At 61.0% G+C, this 2,484-nt stretch carries 2 protein-coding genes; both read left to right on the top strand.

Translation table 11 applies throughout. From position 1 onward, the window contains the following. The first annotated feature begins 130 nt into the window (after positions 1-130). Complete coding sequence (locus CAPSK01_RS12155; RefSeq protein ID WP_034926881.1) at positions 131-715, top strand: gluconate 2-dehydrogenase subunit 3 family protein; 585 nt, start codon at positions 131-133, stop codon at positions 713-715. Positions 716-718: 3 nt separating this feature from the next. Continuing rightward, positions 719-2,407, top strand: a complete 1,689-nt coding sequence (locus CAPSK01_RS12150) for a GMC family oxidoreductase (protein WP_034926878.1) — start codon at positions 719-721, stop codon at positions 2,405-2,407. The last annotated feature ends 77 nt before the right edge of the window (positions 2,408-2,484 follow it).

The following is a 2,484-nucleotide window of genomic DNA, read 5'->3' as shown; positions in this document are numbered from 1 at the left end:
AGGTGATTTCCGCAAAAAGCCGTACCAAGAGTCATGGCGACAGGCCGGGCTCATGGCCAGAATAACAAGCCGCTGCGGTAGTTGTTCGGGATCTTGATTCCCGGAAATCACCTAAGTAGGAGGGTAGCGGTTGGAGACAAAAACAGAACATGCTCTTGTCCACGGGTTGGGGGATGCACTCGGCCTTCAACCTCGGGGGTACAGTCGCAAGACGCCGGAAGGCGAAATCCGCGACTGTCCTGACTTGGCCGAGAACCCGCTTAATCTCTTCACCCTTCCGTACTCCGAATTGATTGAGGCCCTGACAGACACACTGTTCCCGCCGAACCAAGTCGCGAGCCGGAACGGTCGTCAACACCTTTTGAAGGCCTCGGAAGCAAGGGTTGACCGCCACATTCACTTCCGGGCGGCTTGGCAGCCACCTTTCGGCATCCGCATTCAATTGGCGCTCCGCGACCTGACTGACGCCTGCCTGAAGCGGTACACGGGACGTCATTTCGCCGTGCTCACGGAGCAAGAGCGTATAGACGTGCTCACGGCCCTTCAAAAAAGCGCGTTGCCGCCCACACAGTGGGCTATGCTGCGCCCGCAAGCGGAAGCGTTCGCCGCGATCCACGAGGCAGTATCCTGTGGCCTCATGGCCGAACCGGGCTATGGCGGCAATGCGCACGGCATCGGCTGGTTCTACACCCGCTTCATGACACTCGGAGAGTAAACCATGGCCTATACCAAGTTCGATGCGATCGTCGTTGGTAGTGGGGCAGGTGGCGCGTGCGTCGCCTGGCAGTTGACCAAGGCCGGAATGAAGACCTTGGTCCTCGAGAAGGGGCCGGCTCGCGAGGTGTCTGACTTCTATGAAGGGGGCGCATTCGGCTCGCATTTCTCCTCCCGAGGGCGAGGAGACGAGTTCAAGTTCATCCAAGCCGAGCACCTAATGCCGGAACTACGGAAGGAAATTCGCTTTCTGACATACGCCGAGCCGGGCAACACGAACCCTCCGACAACGGTCCCCACGCGCGACGGCTGGATGTCACAACTGGTCGGGGGCGGAACGGTTCACTTCGGTGGTGCGTCGTTTCGCTTTGAGGACGTCGATTTCGCGATGAAAACGAAGCTGGGCGACTTGTGCCAGCGCCTGGAGCCAGACCTCTCCGCAGAACATCGGGCGGACCTTCGCGACTGGCCGGTGACTGCGGCCGAGTTCAAGCAGTGGTTCGATGAAGCCGAAGCCCTTATCGGTATAGCCGGTGCCCCCGCGTCCGGGTTGCCGCCGCTGAAGTACAGCAAAGCCGGAACACTACTCGACGCTGCGCTCAAACGAGCGAAGCACGAAGCACAACTGATCCCGACTCCGATGGCGATCAACTCTAGGGACCATCAGGGCCGCGAGCCGTGCCACCACAGCGGACTCTGCCAAGACTTCGCATGCCGATTCGAGGCAAAGTCCGACATGCGGGTGACGGTGCTCCGGTCGGCATTAGCGACTGGGAAACTCACGATCCAGCCCCGGACGTTCGTCCGCAAGCTCCACGCCGCGAACGGGCGGATCACCTCGCTGGAATGTGTGGTCGGCGACATCAATGGCTCAGTCCAGGTCCAGGAGCTAAGCGCCCCGGTGGTCGTGGTCGCCTGCGAGACGATCGAAACGAACCGGCTGCTGATGGCGTCCGCGGTCGGCAATCCGGAAGTGATAGGTCGCTACCTGATGTTCCACATGACGGGTGGCGCCCGGAGTATTGCTCCGGAACCGACGACGACCTGGGACACGGCGCCGCACACGGCGTTCTCCATGAGCTACTACCACCGCATGAGTGAGGACGCGAACCAGCCGTTCCTCAAAACGGGCATCTTGATGGTGTCGTCTAACGGCGGCCCGCTTGCGGAAGCACTCCGCAAGAAGTATTGGGGGGCGCAGGCCAAACGGTATTTCAACGAGATCTACCCATTCAAACTCGACCTCAGCTACATCGGCGATTGCATGCCCACACGCCACAACCGGGTAGCCCTTCGCCGCGACAGCGTTGACCGCTACGGCATGCCAGGCACGGAGATCATCTATCGCCCGCACCCGTTCGACATGAATGCCGCCGTCTTCACGGCGGCAAAGGCGAAGGAGATGCTGAAGGTCGCCGGCGCGACTACGGAGGACGACGCACGGGCGGATCTCAAAGAGTTCCTGGGGAAGAAGCCGACCGCTCGCCAACTCTATCATTGCACCGGCGGCTGTCGAATGGGCACTGACAAGACGACGTCGGTCGTCGATGAGTCATGTCGCCTGCACGATATCGAAAACCTGTATCTTGCGGATGGGTCTGTCTTCCCGACGGGGTCGGGGCTGAATCCGACGCTCACTATCCAGGCCAACGCCTTGCGCGTCGGAGCCTTGATTGCGAAAAAGTTCGGCTGATATCGGCGCGCCCCAGAGCGCCGAACAAAGCGCTGCAGCCGACTGCCAGAAGCGTCCGCTGCGCTCCCGCTTCCGGC

Source organism: Candidatus Accumulibacter vicinus, assembly GCF_000584955.1.
In the GTDB taxonomy this organism is placed as follows: domain Bacteria; phylum Pseudomonadota; class Gammaproteobacteria; order Burkholderiales; family Rhodocyclaceae; genus Accumulibacter; species Accumulibacter vicinus.
Note: the sequence above shows the minus strand (reverse complement) of the source record. Positions and strands in the feature narration are given on the sequence as shown.